This window comes from Defluviimonas salinarum, assembly GCF_026013545.1.
Lineage (GTDB): Bacteria > Pseudomonadota > Alphaproteobacteria > Rhodobacterales > Rhodobacteraceae > Albidovulum > Albidovulum salinarum.
Genome location: NZ_JAPDOG010000004.1, coordinates 235647 through 254558 on the forward strand (window position 1 = coordinate 235647; position 18912 = coordinate 254558).

At 67.5% G+C, this 18912-nt stretch carries 15 protein-coding genes; 8 read left to right on the forward strand and 7 right to left on the reverse strand.

Going from position 1 to position 18912, the window contains the following annotated elements:
• Positions 1-3: 3 nt before the first annotated feature.
• From OM960_RS06700 to OM960_RS06715, 4 genes are all read right to left on the reverse strand, one after another.
• A complete protein-coding gene (locus OM960_RS06700; RefSeq protein WP_263333160.1) occupies positions 4-684 on the reverse strand; it encodes a TRAP transporter small permease in 681 nt (226 codons plus the stop codon).
• Positions 685-758: 74 nt separating this feature from the next.
• Positions 759-1766 carry a DctP family TRAP transporter solute-binding subunit gene (locus OM960_RS06705; RefSeq protein ID WP_290428569.1) on the reverse strand — a complete coding sequence of 336 codons (1008 nt, stop codon included), beginning with the start codon at positions 1764-1766 and terminating at the stop codon, positions 759-761.
• Positions 1767-1994: 228 nt separating this feature from the next.
• The gene (locus OM960_RS06710; protein ID WP_263333161.1) at positions 1995-3224 is read right to left on the reverse strand and encodes a sigma-54-dependent transcriptional regulator; all 1230 of its coding nucleotides are present in this window, start codon (positions 3222-3224) and stop codon (positions 1995-1997) included.
• Positions 3221-4945 carry a sensor histidine kinase gene (locus OM960_RS06715; RefSeq protein ID WP_264771440.1) on the reverse strand — a complete coding sequence of 575 codons (1725 nt, stop codon included), beginning with the start codon at positions 4943-4945 and terminating at the stop codon, positions 3221-3223. The genes OM960_RS06710 and OM960_RS06715 overlap by 4 nt, the downstream gene beginning before the upstream one ends.
• Positions 4946-5134: 189 nt before the next feature.
• Between OM960_RS06715 and OM960_RS06720 the strand changes: the two genes are divergently transcribed.
• The 8 genes from OM960_RS06720 to OM960_RS06755 all read left to right on the forward strand — a co-directional run bounded on the left by OM960_RS06720 (position 5135) and on the right by OM960_RS06755 (position 13811).
• Positions 5135-5764 carry a helix-turn-helix domain-containing protein gene (locus tag OM960_RS06720; RefSeq protein WP_263333163.1) on the forward strand — a complete coding sequence of 210 codons (630 nt, stop codon included), beginning with the start codon at positions 5135-5137 and terminating at the stop codon, positions 5762-5764.
• A gap of 145 nt (positions 5765-5909) precedes the next feature.
• Positions 5910-7502, forward strand: a complete 1593-nt coding sequence (locus OM960_RS06725) for an ABC transporter substrate-binding protein (protein WP_264771441.1) — start codon at positions 5910-5912, stop codon at positions 7500-7502.
• Between the two features lie 57 nt (positions 7503-7559).
• Positions 7560-8660, forward strand: a complete 1101-nt coding sequence (locus OM960_RS06730; protein ID WP_264771442.1) for a M24 family metallopeptidase — start codon at positions 7560-7562, stop codon at positions 8658-8660.
• A complete protein-coding gene (locus OM960_RS06735; protein WP_264771443.1) occupies positions 8660-9667 on the forward strand; it encodes an ABC transporter permease subunit in 1008 nt (335 codons plus the stop codon). Before OM960_RS06730 ends, OM960_RS06735 begins: the two co-directional genes overlap by 1 nt.
• Position 9668: 1 nt before the next feature.
• Positions 9669-10574 (forward strand): ABC transporter permease subunit, encoded by a 906-nt coding sequence (locus OM960_RS06740; protein WP_263333167.1) that lies wholly within the window; start codon positions 9669-9671, stop codon positions 10572-10574.
• Between the two features lie 4 nt (positions 10575-10578).
• Positions 10579-11556, forward strand: a complete 978-nt coding sequence (locus tag OM960_RS06745; protein ID WP_263333168.1) for an ABC transporter ATP-binding protein — start codon at positions 10579-10581, stop codon at positions 11554-11556.
• Positions 11553-12509 (forward strand): ABC transporter ATP-binding protein, encoded by a 957-nt coding sequence (locus OM960_RS06750; RefSeq protein WP_263333169.1) that lies wholly within the window; start codon positions 11553-11555, stop codon positions 12507-12509. The genes OM960_RS06745 and OM960_RS06750 overlap by 4 nt, the downstream gene beginning before the upstream one ends.
• A 108-nt stretch (positions 12510-12617) precedes the next feature.
• Positions 12618-13811 (forward strand): amidohydrolase family protein, encoded by a 1194-nt coding sequence (locus OM960_RS06755; protein WP_264771444.1) that lies wholly within the window; start codon positions 12618-12620, stop codon positions 13809-13811.
• Between the two features lie 114 nt (positions 13812-13925).
• On the opposite strand, the gene OM960_RS06760 is transcribed toward OM960_RS06755, so the two are convergent.
• From OM960_RS06760 to OM960_RS06770, 3 genes are read right to left on the reverse strand one after another with little or no spacing between them, the layout of a single operon-like run.
• Positions 13926-15371, reverse strand: coding sequence for a 6-hydroxynicotinate reductase (locus tag OM960_RS06760; protein WP_264771445.1), 1446 nt, complete (start codon positions 15369-15371; stop codon positions 13926-13928).
• A 1-nt stretch (position 15372) separates the two neighbouring features.
• On the reverse strand, positions 15373-18072 hold the full coding sequence (locus tag OM960_RS06765) for a molybdopterin-dependent oxidoreductase (RefSeq protein WP_264771446.1): 2700 nt from the start codon (positions 18070-18072) through the stop codon (positions 15373-15375).
• Positions 18069-18902 (reverse strand): FAD binding domain-containing protein, encoded by an 834-nt coding sequence (locus OM960_RS06770; protein WP_263333173.1) that lies wholly within the window; start codon positions 18900-18902, stop codon positions 18069-18071. Before OM960_RS06770 ends, OM960_RS06765 begins: the two co-directional genes overlap by 4 nt.
• Between the last annotated feature and the right edge of the window lie 10 nt (positions 18903-18912).

Here is an 18912-nt window from a genome sequence, read left to right on the forward strand (position 1 = left end):
GCCTTATTCCTCGTAATTCATGTGGCGGACATCCTCGACGGCGTCCTCGGCTTCGTGGCTCACGATCAGGCTTTCACGGGTGCCCGTTACGATCCCCCAGGTCGCCTGGATCAGGCGGAAGAGAAGGAGCGCACAGCCGATCGGCAGCATCGCGTAGGGAATGAAGCGGGGCAGCTTCTCGTAGGTCTCGCCCTGATTGAACATCGGCTCGATGAAGCGGAGCCAGTCCGGCATCGGGATCTGTTCGGTCTCGTACCAGGCTTGGTCGCGGGTCTTGATGAAGCCCTCGGGGAACCAGCGCCCGCCGGTCTGCTCGAAGCCGCCGAACGGCGCCCAGTAGTCCCAGGCGCCCTTCATCAGGAGAAACGCATAGGCGATGCAGCAGGCGGCGGCGACCAGCGCCAGGATTCTCCGGCCGCGATGCGGCAGAAGGTTGATGATCGCGTCAACGCCGAGATGGGCGGTGACCTTGACGGCATAGGACATGCCGAAGAGCACCAGCCAGGCGAAGAGCGCCGTGGTCAGTTCCAACCCCCAGATCAGCGAGGAGTTGAAGACGTATCTCAGGATCACGTTGATGAAGGTGATCACCGTCATCAGGCCGAGAAGCACCGCGATCGCGGTCTCCTCGAATTCATGCACGACGCGGCCAAGCGCCGTTGCGGGTTCGTACTTGCCGCTCATCGTCTCCTCCCCCTTTGGAAATGGGCCCGGCCATCCCGAGCCGGGCCCTGTCGCCGCCGCTCGCGAGTGGTGGCTCAGCTGCCGGCGTTGAAGGCCAGCGCGGCGTCGATGTTCTCCTGGCCGATGCCGTCGACGAACTGGTCCCAGACGGGCTTCATCGCGTCGACCCAGGCCTGACGCTGCGCGTCGTCGAGCTCGCGGATTACCCCGCCGTTGTCGAGGATCGCCTGGCGCGCCTCGGCATCGACCTGGGTCACGGCCGCGTTCCGCTCCATCGACACTTCGTGCAGGATCGTGGTGAGCTGGGTCCGCACGTCCTCGGGCAGGCTGTCCATCCAGTCGACCGAGGTGACGACGAGGTAGTCGAGCACGCCGTGGTTGGTCTCGGTGATGCCGTCCTGGACCTCGTAGAACTTCTGGCCATAGATGTTGGACCAGGTGTTCTCCTGACCGTCGACGACGCCGGTCTGGAGCGCGCCGTAGACCTCGGCGAAGGCCATCGGCTGGGGCGAGGCGCCGAGCGTCTCCATCTGCGCCACGATCACGTCCGAAGGCTGAACGCGGATCTTCAGGCCCTTCATGTCCTCGGGCATCACGACCGGCTTCTTGGCCGACATCTGCTTCAGGCCGTTGTGCCAGAACTCCATGCCGAGGAGCCCGCGGCGCACCATCGATTCCTTCATCGCCTGGCCCTGCTCGGAAGCCTGGAACGCATCGACCGCCTCGATGTTCTTGAACACGAAGGGAAGGTCGAAGATCTGGAACTGCTTGGTGAAGGCCTCGAATTTCGACAGTGACGGCGCGGCGAACTGGACGTCGCCCTGCAGCATCGCCTCGAGCACCTGGTCGTCATCGTAGAGCGTGGAGTTCGGGTAGACCTCGACACAGGCCTTGCCGTCCATCTCGGCGTTCACGCGGTCGGCGAACATCTGGGCGGCGATCCCCTTGGGGTGCTTGTCGGAGTTCGTCACATGGGCGAACTTCATCACGATCTCGCCCTCGTCGCAGCCCGCCGAGGCGAACGCGGCGCCGGCCGAAAGCGCGAGCGCGATCGCGGTCATGGTGGTGGTGATGGTCTTCATCGGTTTCCTCCCGTTTTGACAATCCAGTGCAGTCACGCCGCGAAAACGGCGCCCGCATACAGGGAAGCGGCGGAAAGCCGCACCCGCAACAGATTGTTTTTCGGGTGGTGTTGAAGCCTTTTTATTGTTTTATATTCGTTACTTACCAGACGACCTCAGATCTCGGCGAAACTACACCGGGCGGATCGTCACACAACCGTTACCGTCGACTGTGCGGAAATCCGCACATCAACTCCGGTAATCCTCGGGGCGAATCCCGTGGCGGGTGAGCTTGTCGTAGAAGGTCTTGCGCGGCAGCCTGAGCGCCGCCGCGGCCTCGGTCGCGTTGCCGCCGTGGCGCGTCAACGCCTCGATCAGGAGCGAACGTTCGACCCGCGCCATCTGCCCGGCGAGGCCGGTTTCGCCTTCGTCCTCGTGGCTCTCGCTCAGGCCCATCGCGAAACGCATCGCGGCGTTCATCAGCGCACGGGCGTTGCCGGTCCAGTCCTCGGCCATCAGGCCGGCGATGGTCTCGGGCGTGATCGCGGGCATCGGCAGGTCGGACTGCTCGCAGGCCAACGCGACATAGTGGCGGAAGAGCACCGGGATGTCCTCGGGTCGCTCCTTCAGCGCCGGGATCCGCACCCGGATCACGTCGAGCTTGTAGAAGAGGTCGGGATTGAACCGCCCCGCTGCCGCCTCGCCCGCGAGGTCGCGGTAGGTTCCGGCGATGACGCGGGTGCCGGGATGGGCGTCGATGAGGTCGAGAAGCGCGAACTGCGCCGCAGGCGGCAGCACCGCGACCTCGTCGAGGAAGATCGAGCCGCCCTCGGCGCGCTCGAAGGCCACGGCAAGTGTATCCGGCGCGGCGGAGGCTGCCGAGATCTTCTGGAACGGGCGCATCGCGGCGGCGGAGAGCAGGTGGATCACCTCGGCCATCTTCGCGGTGCCCGCGCCCGGCGGCCCCGATATCAGCACCTCGGCCGAGGTCCGCGCCGCTGCCCGCGCCGCCTCGCGCATCTGCTCGGAGAGAGCGGAGGTTCCGACCAGCATCCGCGCCGCCGCATCGCCCTGCCGGATCTCGCGCTTCAACGCGCGGTTCTCAAGCACCAGTGCGCGGGTCTTCAGCGCCTTGCCGACCACGGCGAGGAAGTCCGAGGGGCTGCACGGCTTCTCGATGAAGTCGAAGGCGCCGCCCGTCATGCCCTTGACCGCCATCGGCACATCGCCCTCCCCGGTCAGGAGGATCACCGGCAGGTCGGCGTCGACCTTGCGCGCATGGTCCAGCAGCGCGAAGCCGTCCTTGCCCGGCATGCGGATGTCGGAGACCACGATGCCCTGGAACTGCGTCGAGATATGGTCCTTGGCCTCGATGTAGCTTGACGCCAATATCGGTCTCAGCCCCGCCAGTTCCAGCGTCTGGCCCAAGGCCTCGCGCACCGCGCGGTCGTCGTCGACAAGTAGCACCCGGTCCGTCATGCCGCCTTGGTCCCCGGTTCGGCCGCGTCAAGCTCGACGACGAACTCCGCGCCGCCGGTGTCGCGGTTGCGCCCGGCGATCGTGCCGCCGAAGCTCTGGACGATGCCGTAGGAGATCGAGAGGCCGAGCCCCATTCCCTCGCTCGCGCCGACCTCCTTGGTCGAGTAGAACGGGTCGAAGATCCGATCCGGCTCGGCGATGCCCGGCCCGGTATCAGCGACGGCGAGCCGCACCCGCCCGGCGACAGGGGCGATGTTGATCGAGACGGTCCCGCCCGCCTCCATCGCGTCGGCGGCATTGGCGAGCAAGTTCATCACCACTTGCTGCAGCCGCACCTCGCCGCCGCGCACCCAGACGGCCGCCGCAGGCGGCTGCCAGTCCACGCCGACGCCGCTCGCCCTGAGCCGCGCCTCGCTGAGTTCCAGCGCATCCGCAACGACCTGGACGAGATCGACATCGCTCATCCCGTCATGCTCCTGCCGCGCGAATGCGCGCAGGTTCTTGATGATCCGCCCCATCCGCCGGGCAAGGTCGTTGATGCGGCCAAGGTTCTCGGCCGCCTTCTCGGGCTGGGCGCGGTCGAGGAACAGCCCGGCATTCTCGGCGTAGGAGCGGATCGCCATCAGCGGCTGGTTGAGCTCGTGGCTGATCCCGGCCGACATCTGGCCGAGCGCCGAAAGCTTGCCCGCCTGCACCAGCTCCGCCTGGGCGCGGTGGAGCTGCTCGTTCGCCTCCGACAGCTCCCGCGTGCGTTCCTCGACACGGGTTTCGAGCCGAGCATTTGCCTCGGCTTCGGCCGCGAGCTGCACCGCGAGCGCGCGCCGCCTCTCCAGAAGCGCGTAGCCCCCCGCCCCGATCACCAGGCAGGCCGCCGCCGCCACCAGCGCCTGCAGAAGCGCTTGCCGTTCCGCCGGGGCGATGTCGACCAGAGCCTCGCCGGTCATCTCGATCACCGGCAGCGGCCGCGTCAGATGCAGCGCGCGGGCCGGCAGGTAGGGACCGCCGTCGAGATCCCAGACCTCGTGGCGGTCGATATGTCGAACCTTGCGGCGCAGAAGATCCGCCGGCACCTCGCCCTCGCCTTCGGGCATGAGGTCGAGCCGCACCAGCACCAGTTCGTCGCGGTTCGACACGAAGGCGATGCCGTCGCTGTCGGTGAAGAAGACGATCATCGGCTCGCCGCGCCAGATCACCTCGACCGCTTCGGTCTCGATCCGCACCACCAGTGCACCCGCGACCGGGCCATCCGGCGAGAAGACCGGCGCGGCATAGACGAAGAGCCGCCGCCCGGTTTCCTTTTCGATCTCATGATGAAATCCGAGCGCACCCTGCATGGCCCGGCGCACATAGGGCGCGGTGGAGCGGTTCGCGCCGCGTCCCGGCCCCGACGAGGCGATGATGCGGCCCGAGGCACCGACGAGCAGGAACTCGTCCGAGCGTGTCATGTCGGCGGTGCGCCGCAGAAGCGCGTCGACCGGTTCGGCCGGCACCGAAGGATCGAGGGCGAAGCGCAGGATCTCTGGATGGTCCGCCATCAGCACGGTCATCTCGCGGTAGCGCTGGAGTTGACCAAGCAGCCGGTCGCCCGCGAGCGCCAGATCGGCGCGTCCGCGCTCCTCGAGCCGCGTCAGCGCGTCGTCGAGTGCCCGCCACCAGGTGCCGGCGATCACCGCCCCCGCAAGGCTCAGAAATACTGCGAGCGCCAGCGCGCGTCGGATCATGCCGTTCCTCCTCCGGTCTGGCAGTCTACCGAAGTGGCCACGGCAATTGCCAGCGCAATTCGTTTGCCATCAGGCCGGCCGGGCGGGCGTAAAACTCGACAGGGCTTACGCAACGGAAAGAAAACTTTTTTGGCTGACAAAAATTTTTTTACCAATACAGTAGTCCCCGCCCGACTCGGAGTCGACGACTTGCCCAAACCGCAACCGCAGACGACCACCAGCATCGGACCGCTCATCCGCGCCCGCCGCCGACAGTTGTCGATCACGCTGCAGGAACTGGGGGAAAAGTCCGGCGTCTCGGTCGGCTATCTCAGCCAGCTCGAACGCGACAACGCCACGCCGACCCTCGGCACGCTGGCGCAGATCGCGCAGGCGCTCGGCGTCGGGCTCGACTACTTCATCGCCGCGCCGCGCCCGGCCGACGCGCTGACCGTCGCGGCGGACCGGCCGCGCTTCTCGATCGATGGCTCCTCCGTCGTCTATGAACGCATCGGCGCCGAGTTTCCCGGCAGCGAGCTGTCGTCCTTCATCCTGCATGTCCCGCCCGGCTACCGCTCTGAGACCGTGAGCCACGAGGGCGAGGAGATCGTCTTCGTGCTCGAAGGCAGCGTGGTGCAGGTGCTCGAGGGCGAGGAGTTCCGCATGACGGAGGGCGACAGCCTGCATTACCGCGGCAACCGCCCGCATGGCTGGTACAATGACAGCGGCAGGCCGGCGAAGATCCTCTGGACCGGCACGCTCGAGCTTTTCCGCGGCCCGACCCGTGCCGCGCCGGTCCTGCCCTCGCTCGCCTCGGGCATGCAGGAGGGCGAGGCATGACCGGCCGTCACCGCGACCGCAACCAACACCGAAATTCCCCGGCCATCGGCCTCGCCGACAACCGGACCGGGGATGAGCCCTGCCTATCCGCGCCGCGGAACGGCAGCAACGACTGAAAAAACGAACCTCAACCTGGGAGTAACAGATGAACCTGAAATACCAACTCGCAACCGGCCTCGTGCTTGCCGCCCTGATGGGCGGCGCGGCCTCGGCCAAGACGCTGGTCTATTGCTCGGAAGGCTCGCCCGAGGGCTTCGACGCGGCGCTCTACACCTCCGGCACCACTTTCGACGCCTCCGAACACACGATCTACGACAAGCTCGTGCTGTTCGAGACCGGCACCACCAACGTGATTCCCGGCCTCGCCGAGAGCTGGGAGACCTCCGAGGACGGGCTGGAATATACGTTCCACCTCCGTCAGGGCGTCAATTTCCACGCGAATGACCAGTTCACCCCGACGCGCGACTTCAACGCCGATGACGTGATCTTCTCGTTCGAGCGTCAGGGCAAGGCCGACAACCCGTACAACCAGGTTTCCGGCGGCACCTGGGAATACTTCAACGGCATGTCGATGCCCGACCTGATCAAGGAAATCGTCAAGGTCGACGACTACACCGTGAAGTTCGTGCTGAACCGGCCCGAGGCGCCGATGGTGTCGAACCTCGCGATGGGCTTCGCCTCGATCATGTCGAAGGAATACGCCGACGCGATGCTCGAGGCCGGCACGCCCGAGATGCTGAACCAGGCGCCGATCGGCACCGGGCCGTTCAGCTTCGTCGCCTATCAGAAGGACGCGGTGATCCGCTACAAGGCGAACCCGGACTACTGGCGCGGCGCCTCGCCGATCGACGATCTCGTCTTCGCGATCACTCCGGACGCGAGCGTCCGCTACCAGAAGCTGAAGGCGGGCGAGTGCCATGTCATGCCATATCCGAACCCGGCTGACGTCGAGGCGATGAAGGCCGACCCGGACGTGCAGCTTCTGGAGCAGGAAGGGCTCAACGTCGGCTATCTCGCCTACAACACCAAGGTCGCGCCCTTCGACAACACCGCCGTGCGCAAGGCGCTCAACATGGCGATCGACAAGAAGGCGATCATCGACGTCGTCTTCCAGGGTGCCGGTCAGGCCGCGAAGAACCCGATCCCGCCGACGATCTGGTCCTATAACGACGCGGTCGAGGACGATCCCTATGATCCCGAAGCCGCCAAGGCCGCGCTGGCCGAAGCGGGCGTCTCGGACCTCTCGATGAAGATCTGGGCGATGCCGGTGCAACGCCCGTACAACCCGAACGCACGGCGCATGGCCGAGCTGATCCAGGCCGACATGGCCAAGATCGGCGTCACCGTCGAGATCGTGTCCTACGAATGGGGCGAGTATCTCGAGCGTTCGAAGGCCGAGGACCGCGACGGCGCGGTGCTGCTGGGCTGGACCGGCGACAACGGCGACCCGGACAACTTCCTCGCGGTGCTGCTCGGCTGTGACGCCGTCGGCGGCTCCAACCGCGCCCAGTGGTGCAACGAGGAGTTCAACGATCTCGTCCAGAAGGCCAAGGTGACGTCGAACCCGGAAGAGCGCACCAAGCTCTATGAAGAGGCGCAGGTCGTCTTCAAGCGCGAGGCGCCCTGGGCCACGATCGCCCATTCGGTGGTGTTCATGCCGGTGCGTCCGGAAGTGACCGGATACAAGGTCCATCCGCTCGGCGGCCACATCTTCTACGGCGTCGACCTGACGGAATGATGCAAAGGCGCGGGGCCGGATCCGGCCCCGCCCGCCTCTCGGGGGGGAGCACAACACATGACTGACCGTTACGCCGCGCATCGGGCGATTGCGCGCGATCTCGGTGCCGAGGCGGTGGCGCTGGTGCCGGGGCCGAACTTCGAGCGCCTCTACCGTGCGCCCTTCGGAACCAACGAGCGCCCCCTTGTCGTCGTGATCCCGGTCGAGGGCGCGCCCGCCGCAGTCGTTCCCAACCTCGAACTCAGCTCCTTCGCCAAGCTCGGCTTCGAGGGCGAGGTCTTCGACTGGCGCGACCAGACCGGCTACGCCGATGCCTTCGCCGCCCTCTCCCGCCACCTGCCGCTCCGCTCGATCGCGGTCGAGGGCCAGGTGATGCGGGTCTTCGTCCACCACGCGCTCACCACCGCTTCTCCGGGGATCGCGGTCCTTGACGCGGAGCGCGAGATCTCCGGCCTCCGGCTCAGGAAGACCGACGACGAGATCTCCGCGATGACCGAGGCGATCCGTATCTCCGAGGCAGCCCTTGGCGAGACCCTCGACCAGGTGAAGCCCGGCATGACCGAAGCCGCGGTCGAGCGCCTGCTTGTCGCCGCGCTCTTCGCCCACGGCGCGGACGACCAAGCGTTCGGCGCGCTCGTCGCGGCCTCCGACAACTCCGCCCATTCCCACGCCCATGCCCGCGCCGATTACGAGATCCGGCCCGGCGACGCGCTGCTTCTCGATTTCGGCGCAAAGAAAGGCGGCCTCTGCGCCGACATCACCCGCACCGTCTTCGTCGGCCACGCCACGGACGAGGCCCAGGCGGTCTACGACACGGTCCTGCGCGCCAACCTCGCGGGCTTCGCCGCGACCCGGCCCGGCGCCACGGCGCACGACGTGGACGACGCGGTGATCTCGGTCCTCGAAGCCTCGCCCTATGCCGACCGGATCCGCACCAAGACCGGCCACGGGCTTGGCCGCGACGTGCACGAGGCGCCCTACATCATGCGCGGCAACAGCCAGACACTGGAGCCCGGCATGGTCTTCACCAATGAACCCGGCCTCTACCGAACCGGCCCCGGCGGTTTCGGCGTCAGGATCGAGGACGACGTCCTCGTCACCGAGAGCGAAAGCCGCTCGCTCACCACATTCCCCAAAGAACTGAAGGTCGTCGGCTGATGCTCAGATATCTCCTCTCGCGCCTCCTGACGTTCCTGCCGACATTCTTCGGCGTGACGATCATCTCGTTTTCGTTCATCCGGCTCCTGCCGGGCGACCCGATCATCGTCATGGCCGGCGAACGCGGCGTCAGCGCGGAACGCTATGAAGAACTCGTCCAGCAGTTCGGCTTCGACCAGCCGCTCTGGCGGCAATACATCGACTATCTCGGCGGCGTCATCCAGGGCGACCTCGGCCAGAGCTTCGTGACCAAGAAGCCGGTCTGGGACGAGTTCTTCGCGCTCTTCCCGGCGACCCTGGAACTGTCGGTCTGCGCGATGATCTTCGCGGTGGCCCTCGGCCTTCCGGCCGGCGTCATCGCGGCGGTGAACCGCGGCAAGCTCTTCGACCGGACGCTGATGTCGACGGCCCTCGTCGGCTACTCGATGCCGATCTTCTGGTGGGCACTGCTCCTCATCATCGTCTTTTCCGGCATGCTCGGGCTCACGCCGGTCTCGGGCCGGATCAGCCTGCTCTACTATTTCGACAACACCACCGGCTTCATGCTGATCGACTCGCTCCGCTCGGGCCAGTCCGGCGCCTTCACCTCGGCCGTCCACCACCTGGTCCTGCCGACGATCGTCCTCGGCACCATCCCCCTGGCGGTCATCGCCCGCCAGACCCGCTCGGCGATGCTGGAGGTCCTCTCCGAAGACTATATCCGCACCGCCCGCGCCAAGGGTCTCGCGCCGTTCCGGGTGAACGGGGTCCATGCGCTCCGAAACGCGCTCATCCCGGTCGTGACCGTGATCGGGCTTTCGGTCGGCACGCTACTCGCCGGCGCGATCCTCACCGAGACGATCTTCTCCTGGCCCGGCATCGGCAAGTGGATGGTCGATTCGATCTTCCGCCGCGACTACCCGGTCGTGCAGGGCGGGCTCCTTCTGATCGCCGTCATGGTGATGATCGTGAACCTGACCGTGGACCTGCTCTACGGCTTCATCAACCCCAAGATCCGGAAGCGCTGAGATGGCCGAGACAACCATGACCGCCGCCGCGACCGCCGCCGCCCGCCCCGGCCGGCTGAAGGAATTCTGGTTCTATTTCCGCGAGAACAGGGGCGCCGTGATCGGGCTCTGGTTCTTCGCGGCCTTCATCCTCGTCGCGATCTTTGCACCGCTGATCGCGCCGCACGATCCGACCCAGCAGTTCCGCGACGCGCTGCTGAAGCCGCCCTTCTGGGAGGAAGGCGGCAGCCTCACCTACCCCTTAGGTACCGACGCGGTGGGCCGCGACATGCTCTCGCGGCTCGTGCACGGGTCGCGCTACTCCTTCTACGTCGGCATCATCGTCGTCACCTTCGCGGCCTCGGGCGGCATCGTCATCGGCCTCATCGCCGGCTTCGCGCCGAAATGGATCGACACGATCATCATGCGGGTGATGGACATCGTCCTCGCCTTCCCCTCGCTTCTCCTTGCCCTGGTGCTGGTGGCGATCCTCGGCCCGTCGCTGACGAACGCGATGATCGCCATCGCCATCACCTACCAGCCGCATTACGTCCGCCTGACCCGCGCGAGCGTGCTGTCGGAACGGTCGAAGGACTACGTCACCGCCGCCCGCGTCGTCGGCGCTAGCAAGTCCCGACTGATGTTCACGACGGTGCTGCCGAACTGCCTCTCGCCGATCATCGTGCAGGCGGCCTTGTCGTTCTCGACCGCGATCCTCGACGCGGCCGCCCTTGGCTTCCTCGGCATGGGCGCCCAGCCCCCCACCCCGGAATGGGGCACGATGCTCGCCGAGGCGCGCGAGTTCATCCTGCGTGCCTGGTGGGTCGTGACCTGGCCCGGCCTCGCGATCCTGATCACCGTCCTTGCCATCAACCTGATGGGCGACGGATTGCGCGACGCGCTCGACCCGAAACTGAAGCGGAGCTGACGCGATGCCCCTCCTCGATATCCGCAACCTCTCGGTCGATTTCGCCACCGCCTCGGGCCAGTTCCGCGCCGTGGACGGCGTCGACGTCAGCGTCGATACCGGCGAGATCCTCGCCATCGTCGGCGAATCCGGCTCCGGCAAGTCGGTCTCGATGCTCGCGATGATGGGGCTCCTGCCCTGGACCGCCACCGTGACCGCTGACGTGATGAGCTTCAACGGCCAGGACCTGCGCGGCCTCTCGCCCCGCCAGCGCCGCGACATCGTTGGCAAGGACATGGCGATGATCTTCCAGGAGCCGATGTCCTCGCTCAATCCCTGCTTCACCGCAGGCTTCCAGATCAAGGAGGCGCTCAGGCTCCATCTCGGCCTCGACAAGAAGGAGCGCCACGACCGCGCGGTCGAGCTTTTCGAGATGGTCGGCATCCCCGCCCCCGAGGACCGGCTCAAGGCCTTCCCGCACCAGCTTTCGGGCGGCATGAACCAGCGGGTGATGATCGCGATGGCGATCGCCTGCAACCCGAAGCTCCTGATCGCCGACGAGCCGACGACCGCCCTCGACGTGACCATCCAGGCGCAGATCCTCGACCTCCTGACGGGCCTGCAAAAGGATACCGGAATGGCGCTCATTCTCATCACCCACGACATGGGGGTGGTGGCGGAAACCGCCGAGCGGGTGCAGGTCCAGTATGCCGGCCAGAAGGTCGAGGAACAGCCCGTCGCCGATCTCTTCGAGACGCCGCACCATCCCTATACGGCGGCGCTCCTCGCGGCCTTGCCCGAACGCGCGACCTCGCGACACCTGCCGACGATCCCCGGCGTGGTGCCGGGCCAGTTCGACCGGCCGAAGGGCTGCCTCTTCTCGCCGCGCTGCAAATACGCCGACGACCGCTGCCGCGAGCAGCCGCCCGCGCCGGCAGGCACCGAGCTTGGCGTCGCCCGCTGCCACTATCCTCTGAGCGCGAAAGCGGAGGCCGAAGCATGAGCACCCCCGTCGTCACCGCCGAGAACCTCACCCGCCACTACGACGTGAAGGGAGGCTTCTTTTCCAAGGGCGGCACGGTGCGCGCCGTGTCCGAGACGAGCTTCACGCTCGAACCCGGCAAGACCCTCGCCGTCGTCGGCGAGTCGGGCTGCGGCAAGTCCACCCTGGCGCGGCTGATCACGATGATCGAGGAACCGACCTCGGGCACCTTCTCGATCGGCGGCAAGCCGGTGACGCCCGAGACCTGGGCCGACCACCGAACCGATGTGCAGATCGTCTTCCAGGACCCCTACGGCTCGCTGAACCCGCGCCAGAGGATCGGCTCGATCCTCGAGGAGCCCCTGAAGATCAACCGCCCCGACCTCTCCGCCGCCGACCGCGAGGCCAAGGCGCGCGAGATGCTGAAACTCGTTGGCCTGCGCCCTGAACATTTCGACCGCTACCCGCACATGTTCTCGGGCGGCCAGCGCCAGCGCATCGCGGTCGCCCGCGCGCTGATGCTGGAGCCGAAGGTGCTGGTCCTCGACGAGCCGGTCTCGGCGCTCGACCTCTCGATCCAGAGCCAGATCCTGAACCTTCTGGTCGATCTCCAGGACCGGCTCGGCCTCGCCTATCTCTTCATCAGCCACGACCTCTCGGTGGTGAAGCACATGGCCGACGACATCATCGTGATGTATCTCGGCCGCCCGGTCGAGATCGGACCCAAGGCCGAAATCTTCGCGCATCCGAAGCATCCCTACACGAAGGCGCTGCTCTCGGCGACGCCGATGGCCGATCCGAAGGCGAAGAAGACGCGGATCAAGCTCGAGGGCGAACTGCCCTCGCCCCTCAACGTGCCGGCGGGCTGCGCCTTCGCGCCGCGCTGCTGGAAGGTGAAGGACAAATGCCGCGCCGAACGGCCCGCGCTCGACGCGGCGCGGCACCGCGCGGCCTGCTTCTATCCCGAGGGCTGATCCGGGCGTCGGGGCGGCTCCCATCCCGCCCCGACCTGGCCTGAATCCGTTTGCCTGCTAACGGATCTTGTGGGACGATCTCCCGGCCTCAGGCAAGGAGACGCCGCCATGTCCGATCCCGCCCCCGCCGCCACCAGGACGAAACTCGTCATCCGCAACATCGGCCAGATCCTCTCCGGCCGGATCGAGGAGCCCCTGATCGACGGCGACTGCGTGGTCTGCAATGGCGACCGCATCACGGCGGTGGGCTACGAGAAGGACCTCGACACCGACCGCGCGACGACGGTGGTGGACGCCAAGGGCGTGACCCTCTGCCCCGGCCTCATCGATAGCCATGTCCACCCGGTGATCGGCGACTACACGCCGCGCCAGCAGCAGCTGAACTGGATCGATAGCTGCCTGCACGGCGGCGTCACCACGATGATCTCGGCGGGCGAGGTCCATGCGCCCGGACGCCCGAAGGACATCGTCGGCCTCAAGGCAATGGCGATCGCCTCGCAGCGCTGGTACGAGAACTTCCGCCCCTCCGGCGTCAAGGTCCATTCCGGCGCCCCGGTGCTGGAGGAAGGCATGGTCGAGAGCGACTTCAAGGACCTCGCCGATGCCGGCGTGAAACTTCTGGGCGAGGTCGGGCTCGGCTCCGTCAAGGCCGGGGAGACCGCCGCCCAGATGGTCAAATGGGCGCGAAAGTACGGCATACAGTCGACAATCCATACCGGCGGCCCCTCGATCCCCGGCTCCGGCCTCATCGACAAGGACGTGGTGCTCGCGGCCGATGCCGACATCATCGGCCATATCAACGGCGGCCACACCGCGCTCCCCGACGAACAGATCACCTGCCTTTGCGAAAGCTGCCTGCGCGGCATCGAGATCGTCCACAACGGCAACGAGCGCGCCGGACTCCTCGCGATGCGCACCGCCTTCGAGCTTGGCCAGCCCGACCGCGTGATCCTCGGCACCGACGCGCCCGCCGGCTCCGGCGTCCAGCCCTTAGGCATCCTGAGGATGATCGCGATGCTGTCGTCGCTCGGCGACGTGCCGCCCGAGATCGCCTTCTGCTTCGCCACCGGCAACACCGCGCGGATGCGCGACCTCGACTGCGGCATCATCGAACCGGGCCGCGCCGCCGATTTCGTCCTCATCGACATGGCCCAGCACGCGCCGGGCGGCTCGATGCTCGCCTCGATCCACCAGGGCAACCTGCCCGGCGTCGGCATGACCGTGATCGACGGCGTGGTCCGCACCGCCCGCAGCCGCAACACGCCGCCCGCCACCCGGCTGCCGGAAATCGTCGAAAGCTGATCCCACCACTTTCTGTCCGGAAATACTCCCGCCGGAGGCAACCCGAGTGTCCGCGGCGCAAGCCGCGGATGCGAGATCCATCTTGCGCCCGGAACGGGCGCTCGATCTGATAACCTACCGCCCCCGCTTCACCGAGACCCGCCGCTCGATCTCGCCGGCGATTTCCTCGACCCGCCGCACCTGGCCCATATGCCCGCCCAATGAGGCATAGTCGGAAAGCCGCATCGTGAACTCGATCGGTGCCACCAGCGCCGGCGTCGGCACATAACCGAAGGCGTTCGTCGGCATCTCCGTCACGTCCGCCATGAAGGTGATGCCGCCGCCCGGCCAGACGTAACACTCCGCCCCGCCGCAGGTCACCCGCGTCACCGCCTCGCGCACCGAGCGCGTAAGCCGCACCGGGTTTTCCGTCACCCCGGCCCGCAGCGATCCGCCCGCCCCGCCCATGAAGAGGACCGAGGTCACCGAGGGCTCGCAATTCTCCGCGATCCGCTCGACCGAGGTCCGCAGCGCCTCCGGCAGGTCGGCGCGGACCGGCTTCAGGTCCTCGTCGAGCACATAGTAACCCCACTGCTCCCCGGTCGTCGAAACCATCAGGAGCGTCAGCCCCGGCCGCGCCGGTTCGCGCCAGGGCCCGAGGATCGTCAGCGGATCCTCGATATCCGTCCCGCCCCAGCCGGTTCCGGGCTCGGCGACGCGGAAGTAGCGGCCCGGCGTCGACTTGTGGCCGAGGATCTTGATGCCAGTCGGCTCGACGCCGAGGAGCTTGCCCGCCTGATGCTCCGAGAGAACCCCGGTGATGTGATCGTCCACGACCACAACCTCGTCGACGAGCGCGTGCCATTGCCTGGCAAACATCCCGATCGTCGCCGAGCCGCACCCGACCCGCATCAGCTGCTCCTCGACCCCGTTCACCACCGGCGGCCTGCCGGCCTGCAGCACCACCCCGGCCCCGCCGTCGATCGTCACCTCGACCGGCTCGCGGTTGCAGAGCCTGAGAAGCGCGTCGCAGGTGACGCGGCCCTCCTTCTTGCCGCCGCCGGTCAGATGATGCACCCCGCCAAGCGACAGCATCTGCGAGCCATATTCAGCCGTCATCACATGGCCGATGGGCTCGCCGTCCACCCGCACCGCCGCCGCCTCTGGCCCGAGGAACCGGTCGGTGTCGATCTTCACCTTGGCCCCGCAGTAGGAGAAGATTCCCTCGGTGACGACCGTGACCATGTCCACGCCGTCATGCTCCTGCGCGACGATGAACGGGGCCGGCTTGTAATCGGGATAGGTCGTGCCAGCGCCGATTGCGGTGATGAACGGCCGCTCCGTCCTGAGGATGTCGCCGTCCCACTCGCCCGCTTCGAGTTCGAGGAACGGCACCACCTGCCCGTCGCCCTCCTTGGCCGCCTGCAGCACGGTGAAGGGATCAAGCCGCACCAGTTCCCCGCCTTGATTGGCATAGCGATCACAGGCCCCGGCTCGGCCGTCGGTGATGTAGCACATGACCGGACAGGCGTCGCAGCGGATCTTGTCTTTCACCCGGGATTCAACGCGTTGCTTGACCATCTTAACCTTCCTTCGCGGCCCGGATCGCCGCCAGAACCCGGTCCGGCGTCGCCGGCAGCCGCGTCACCCGCGCCCCCGTCGCGTGCCGGATCGCCGAGAGGATCGCCGGCGCGGTCGGGATGAGCACATGCTCGCCCAACCCCTTCGCCCCGTAAGGCCCATGCGGATCGGCGACCTCGATGATGTGGCTGGTGATCGGCGGCACGTCCCCTATCGTAGGGATCAGGTAGTCGTGCAGGTTGTCGGTGCGGCCGGGAATGTATTCCTCCATCAGCGCGAGGCCGATGCCCTGCGCCACGCCTCCGTGAATCTGCCCTTCGACAAGCACCGGGTTGATCGCCCGGCCGACGTCATGCGCGGCATGGATATGGTCCAGCGTGACCGTCCCGAGCCCGGTGTCGACCGTCAGTTCCACCATCTGCGCCGTATAGCCATAGACCGCGTAGGGCACGCCCTGCCCGTTCTCGTCGAGCGGCGCGGTCGGCGGATCGTAGGTCTCCGCTGCCTCAACGACATATCCGTCCCCGTCTGGCAGCACGGCGCGATGGACCCGGCCATCGGGCGCGGTCACCTTGATCTCGCCCGGCGCGATCTCGATCCGGCCCTCTGCCGCGTTGGTCAGCCGAAGGATTTCCGCCCTCAGCGCAAGTCCGGTCAGCCGCGCCGCGTTGCCGGAGACATAGGTCTGCCGCGAGGCCGAGGTCTTGCCCGCGTCCGGCGTCACGCCGGTATCGGGACCGACGATCTCGACCCGGCCGACCTCCACGCCAAGCGCCTCGGCGAAGATCTGGGCGACGACGGTATTGGCGCCCTGTCCAATATCCATCGCTCCCTGGTGCAGCACCACGCGGCCGTCCGAGGTGATCCCGGCCCGGATCGTCGAGGGGTTGGGCAGCGAGGTGTTCCCGCAGCCATACCAGCCGCAGGCAACCCCGACACCCTTACGAAGAACGCCGCCTTTCTCATTGAATGATTGCGCTTTTTCAATGGCAACCCACCATGCCTGGCGCAGCGCAGCAAGGCAGGGCCGGATCCCGACCGCGCCGTCGAAGACCTGCCCTGTCGCTGTCGGAACGCCGTTGTCGAGCGCATTTAGATAGCGAAACTCCAGCCGGTCCATGCCGAGCTTCAGCGCAAGGTCGTCGAAGACCGCCTCCTGCGCGATCGCCGCCTGCGGGACGCCGAAGCCTCGAAAGGCGCCGGCCGGCACGCAGGTCGTGTTCACCGCCTCGGTGCGCGAGCGGATGTCGGCATGGGCATAGGGCCCGCCGGCATGGACCGGCACCCGGTTCGCCACGGTCGGCCCCCAGGAGGCATAGGCACCGGTGTTGAACGTGCCCTCAAAGATAAAGCCCGACAATCGGCCGTCCGGTGCCGCCCCTGCCCTGACCCGCATCGAGGCCGGATGCCGTTTCGTCGTTGAACCCATTGATTCCGAACGCGTATAGGCGATCCGCACCGGACGCCCCAGCCGCATCGCCGCGAGCGCCACATGCGGCTGGAACGACAGGTCGAGCTTCGAGCCGAAGCCACCGCCGACCGCCGACGGCACCACCCGGACCGCCTCGACCGGCAGCCCGAGGATCGCGGCCAGCGAGTCCCGGTTCATATGCGGCGCCTGGGTACCGCCATGGACCACGACGCCACCGTCGACCCAGTCCGCGTAACCGGCCTCCGGCTCGATATAGGCATGTTCGATGAACCGGGTCTCGAACACCCCCTCGGCGGTGACCGCGGCCCGCGCGAGCGCCGCCTCGGCATCGCCCTGCTGCACGAGGCCGCGGCACATGACGTTAGCCTCGCGGCCCGGATGCAACTCCGCCGCGGTTTTCGCCGCCCCCGGCTCGCGGGATGCGGATTTCTCATCCCAACTCACGGGAAACGTGGACATATCCAGAGCTGACACCACCTCGAGCGGACCGACCACTGCCGCCACAGCCTCGCCCCGGAACCGGGCGACGGATTCGGCATAGACCGGCTGGTCGATGAAGCCGGGAATGACGCCAAAGCGGTTCTCTCCCGGCACGTCCTGCGCGGTCAGGACGAGGGCGAGCCCGGACGCCTTTCGCCAGCCCTCCAGATCGCCGAAGCTGAAGCCGCAGTGATCGTGTGGCGCGCGAATTACCTTCATGATCAATGCGTTGTCAGGCGAAACGTCATCGCCGAACTGCTCCTCGCCCGCGATCTTCGGGGCGCCGTCGAGCCGGGCGATCCCGGCGCCGACCGCGCCCGCGCCGGGGTCCGGGGCGGGCTTGCCAATCACCGCGTCGATGATCTTGCGATAGCCGGTGCAGCGGCAAAGGACACCGCCCAAAGCGTCCTCCACCGCCGCCTCCGTCGGTGCCGGGTTGGTGCGCAGGAGCGCCAGGGCCGAGACCATCATGCCCGGCGTGCAGATCCCGCACTGCGCCGCACCGTGCGCGAGGAACGCCTCCGAAAGCCTTGCGAACATTGGGTTATTCTCGCGAAGACCGGCGAGCGTCTCGACCCGCCGGCCGGCAACCCGGCCGGTCGAGGTGATGCAGGCGCAGACCGGCGCGCCGTCGAGAAGGACGGTACAGGCGCCGCAATCGCCGGCGTCGCAGCCGACCTTCACCTCGCGGCAGCCGAAATCGCGGCGCAGCACGGCCGCGAGCCGCTCCAGTCCGGCCCCCTCGTGGCGGACCTCGCGTCCGTTCAGCGTGAAGCCCAGACCGCTCACCCTTGCGCCCCCCATCCGTCCAGCATCCGTACAGCCAGCGTACACACGGCGTCTCGACGATAGGCGGCGCTGCCGCGCACGTCGTCGATGGGCACGAGCGCCGCGAATTGCTCGGGCCGAACCACCGCGCCGAGCGCCCCAACCCGCCGACCGACGAGATCGCGCTCAAGCGCCGCGAGCCGCAGCGGCACGGCCGAGCAGGCGCCGACGGCGATCCGCGCCTCGGCCACGCTGTCGCCCTCGACGCGCAGGACCGCCGCGAGGGAGACGATCGAGATCACGAGGTAGGCGCGGCTGCCGAGCTTGGCGAAGTCGGAACGGACCGCGCCGTCGATCTGCGGCACGAGGATCGCCGTCACGATCTCGTCCGGCGCGCGCGCGGTTCGGCGGTTCCCGGTCACGAACGCGGCGAGCGGCACGACGCGGCGCCCGGCGGCCGAGGCGAGTTCCACCGAGGCGTCGAGCGTGAGGAGGACCGGCACGCCATCGGCGGCCGGCGAGGCGTTGCAGATGTTCCCCGCGATGGTCCCGGTGGTCTGGATCTGCACCGAGCCGACCTGCCGCCCAGCGGCCTTGAGGCCATCGAACAGCGGCGGCAGATCGGCGCGGCAGAGTTCCGCCCAGGTCGCGCCGGCGCCGATCCGCCAGTGGTCGCCCTCGCGCGTAATGCCCTTGAGATCGGCGAGCGCGGTGAGGTCGAGAACCCGCGCCGGTGCCGGTCGGTCGCCGAGAGCAGGAAAGACATCCGTCCCGCCCGCAAGAAGGGTGGCTGGCGCCTCGGCGAGAAAGCCGAGAGCCGCATCGAGGCGTTCGGGCCGGAACACCGTCATGCCGCGCTCC